Source organism: Xanthobacter sp. BG11Y11_SDJG (genome assembly GCF_057364445.1).
Genome location: NZ_JBNFNU010000405.1, coordinates 1 through 3,799 on the forward strand (window position 1 = coordinate 1; position 3,799 = coordinate 3,799).

At 72.6% G+C, this 3,799-nt stretch carries 2 protein-coding genes and 3 pseudogenes; all 5 read right to left on the bottom strand.

Annotated elements, in window-relative coordinates:
• A pseudogene (locus AC2W7M_RS21715) lies at nt 1-491 on the bottom strand (hypothetical protein); the annotation flags it as partial.
• Nucleotides 492-522: 31 nt separating this feature from the next.
• Nucleotides 523-798, bottom strand: coding sequence for a hypothetical protein (locus tag AC2W7M_RS21720; protein WP_486134849.1), 276 nt, complete (start codon nt 796-798; stop codon nt 523-525).
• Between the two features lie 335 nt (nt 799-1,133).
• Nucleotides 1,134-1,295: pseudogene (locus AC2W7M_RS21725) on the bottom strand (hypothetical protein); the annotation flags it as partial.
• Between the two features lie 54 nt (nt 1,296-1,349).
• Nucleotides 1,350-2,413: pseudogene (locus AC2W7M_RS21730) on the bottom strand (NAD(P)-dependent alcohol dehydrogenase).
• A 155-nt stretch (nt 2,414-2,568) separates the two neighbouring features.
• Nucleotides 2,569-3,799: HAD-IC family P-type ATPase (locus AC2W7M_RS21735; protein ID WP_486134847.1), on the bottom strand; the 1,231-nt coding region annotated here is incomplete at its 5' end.

Consider the following 3,799-nt stretch of genomic DNA (forward strand, 5'->3'; position numbering starts at 1 on the left):
CGGCATGGGCGGCGGTGACGGTCGCCGCCAGCGCCTTGGCGAGGCCCGGCGTCAGCGCGCCGCGCTCGGCCACCGTTCGTTCGAGAGTGAGTTTCGGTGTCGAAGCGGCGCATCTTTACACGGCATGCATCCACCGCCGCGCCGTCGCCGCCGAGCGCGAGGCCGTCGCCCCGCCGCACGATGGGCACGACGCCGAGATAGAGGCCGGGCGCCCCCGCACCGCTGATCGCCACCTCGGCGGCGCAGGCGGCGCGGCGCTTCTCGAGCGTCGAGAAGTCCATGAAGGGGAACAGGACCGCCCGCTTCACCTTGTAGGCGAACGGCCCGGCGAGGAAGACCGCGGCCCCGTGGGTGTCGATGCGCGTGACGCGCTCGCCCGGCGGCAGGCCGTGGGTCGCCGGGTCCGCGAGGAACGCGAACACCGCGCTCTGGTCCGCCACCACATGCTGGCCGGGGCCGCCCGGAGCCGGGGACGAGGGATGGTCCGGCATCGCACCTCCGCGTTCACGATCACCCAGGCGCTTACAGCGGCGGACGCCGGTCCCTGAGCACGGCGAGCGTCAGCGCTTGCCCGAACAATGTGAGCGCCGGTCCCGCCACCCGCCCGCGCGCCAGCTGGACGAGGCCGCCGAGCGCCAGCGCCAGGAAGGCGGCATTCTGAAGATCGAGCCGGCCCTTGGTGGCGAAGGCCATGAGCAAGTCCGCCTTGGCGAGGCGCGCGGTGGCCTCCTCGATCGGCGCGGGCTCCGGCTCCGGCGGCGCCTCGGCGGCGACCTTGAGGCCGGCCCCGTCCAGCACCGGCGCGAGATCCTCCCAGGGGTCCCGTGGGTCAGGATGATGCTGCCGGTATCCGGCCGGATCTCCACCTTCTCGATGCCCGCTGCCGCGAGCGCGTCCGCCAGCGCCACGAGACGCTCGTGCGCCACCTTTGCGAGGAGCACCAGACGCGTGCGCGTGCCGGCCCGATGCGCCAGCCGCGCATGGACGGGGCGCGGGCGCTCAGCCACGGGACGATGGCGCCAGTCGCGCCCCTCCGCCTCGCTCTCGGCCGCGGCGGCCTTGGCGGCGGCTTCCTTCATCTCGTGCGCGGCCTCGGCCATCAGGTCCTCGACCTCTTCGCCGACGCGGGCGAGCGCGACCCGCGCGGCACCGTAGCCGGCGACGCCGGCCTTGATGGCGTCCTTCGCTGCGGGGCGGGCCAGCCGCCACAGCGTCCGGCCCGACCACGGCGGCCCCCGACCCCCCACGGCGAGACCCAGGAGGAAGCCGCCGCGCAACATCTTTTCCGGTCCCATGCTCTCGCCGATCCCCTTGCCGAAACGATGAAGGCCGATTGTGCCGCGCACATGTTACGGCGTGATGGCCACCTTGAGGACCCCGTCGCGCTGATGTCCGAACAGATCGTAAGCGGCCTCGATGTCGTCCAGCTTGAAACGGTGGGTGACGAGGGCGCGCGTGTCCACCGGCCGGAGGCCACCACGTCCATCAGCCGGCGCATGCGTTCCTTGCCGCCGGGGCAGAGCGTGGTGACGATGGTGTTGTCGCCGAGGCCGGCGAGGAAGGCGTCGAGCGGGATCGTCAGGTCGCTGGAATAGACCCCGAGCGAGGACAGCGTGCCGCCGGGCCGCAGCACCCGGAGCGCTGCCTCGAACGTCGCCTGGCGCCCCAGCGCCTCGATGGCGACGTCGACGCCGCGCCCGTCGGTGAGGCGCAGGATCTCCTCCACCGGGTCCACCTTGGAGAAGTCCACGGTGTCGTCGGCGCCCATGGCGCGGGCGACCTTGAGGCGGGCCTCCATCTGGTCGACGACGATGATGCGCGTCGCCCCCATGAGGCGGGCACCGGCGGTGGCGCACAGGCCGATGGGGCCCTGCGCGAACACCGCCACCACGTCGCCGATCTTCACCTTGCCGCTCTCGGCGCCGGAGAAGCCGGTGGACATGATGTCCGGGCACATGAGCACCTGCTCGTCGGCGAGCGTATCCGGGACGGCGGCGAGATTGGTCATCGCGTCGGGCACCAGCAGGTATTCCGCCTGCGCGCCGTCGATGGTGTTGCCGAAGCGCCAGCCGCCCATGGGCTTGAAGCCGTGCCTCGTGCGCGGCCCGTCCTGCGAGCCGCAGCCGCACAGGCAGGCATTGGAATAGCCGGACGGGGTGATGGCGCCGGCGATCACCCGCTGGCCTTCCGCGAAGCCCTCCACCGCGGAGCCGAGCTTCTCGATGACGCCCACCGGCTCGTGACCGATGGTGAGGCCCTTCGCCACCGGATACTCGCCCTTGAGGATGTGGATGTCGGTGCCGCAGATGGTGGTGGTGGTGACGCGGATGAGGGCGTCGAGCGGCCCCACCTCCGGGATCGGCTTCTCGTCGAGCACGATGCGATCCTTCTCGACGAAGATCGCCGCCTTCATCATGCGCCGGCCGGGAGAGCGGCGATCGGGTGCGGGCTTCGTCTCGGAAAGCGTGTCCGCCATGGCCGTGAACTCCTCTGGGAGATCGATAGCCCTCTATAGGCAAGGCCCGACCGCCCGCCATTGACACCCGTCAACGCAGGCGTCGCGCGGCCCTACGCCGCCACAGGCGATGGCGCCGGGGCGATCCGCACGATGCGGCGTCCTTCGCTGATGGCGAAGGCGCCGCCGGCAAGGCTCGCCGCCAAAGCGAGGTCGCCGAGGGTGGCCGGCGCGACGCCGAGCAGCCGCCGCAGGCCCGGCACCAGGAACGGCACGGCGAGCAGGCCGATCGCGCCGGCGAGCGTGGCCTCCAGCCGCCGCTCGGAAATGAGGAGGGCCTCGCCCGCTCCCGGCGAGCGATCCCGCAGCACCCACGCATTGGCGATCTGCGCCAGCGCCAGCGTGGTGAAGGTGACGGTGCGGGTGCGCGGCCCCACTCCCGAGCGCGCCAAGGCGATGAAATGCCCGGCCAGCGCGGCGCCGGCGATGGTGGCGCCGTCGGCGAGCATGTCGGCGAGTTCGCGCCGGTCGAACAGCGGAGCGGTATGGTCATTGGGCGGGCGCGCCATCACGTCGCCGCGGGGCTCGGCGAGCGCGAGCCCGAGCGCCGGCAGCACGTCGGTGACGAGGTTGAGCCAGAACAGCTCCATGGGCGTCTCGCCCTCGCCGCGTCCGTGCAGCGTTTCCACCAGCATCACGAGGATCTCGGAGAGGTTGGTGGAGAAGAAGAAGCGGATGGAATTGCGCACGTTGTCCTGGGTGGCGCGGCCGCGGGCGATGGCGCGGGCGAGTTCGCGCAGGTCGTCATGGGCGAGCACGAGGTCCGCCACCTCGCGCGCGACCGAGGTCGCCTTCTCGCCCACCGCCACGCCCACCGACGCGGCGCGCAGCGCCGGTCCGTCATTCACCCCGTCGCCGAGCATGGCGACGCGCCGTCCCTTCGCCTGCAGCGCCTCGACGATGCGCAGCTTGTCGGCCGGGCTGACGCGGGCGAACACCGAGGTGCCGAGCGCCAGCGCGCCCAGCGCGGCCTGATCGAGGTTCGCGATCTCCGGCCCGCTGGCCATGCGCAGGACGCCGGTGCGCGACAGAGCGAGCGACCGGGCCACCGCGAGCGCCGTGCCCTGCTGGTCGCCGGTCATCATGATGGTGCGGATGCCGGCCTTGTGGAACAGCGCGATAGCCTCGCCCGCATCCCCCTTCACCGGATCGGCGAGGCCGGCGAAGCCGAGGAATGCGAGGCCGGACGGCGGCGCATCCGAGATCGCGCCGCGTCCCGCTGCGGCCGCAAGGACGCGCAGGCCGGCGCCGGCCAGATGGTCGTTCCGCGCCAGCAGCGCCGCG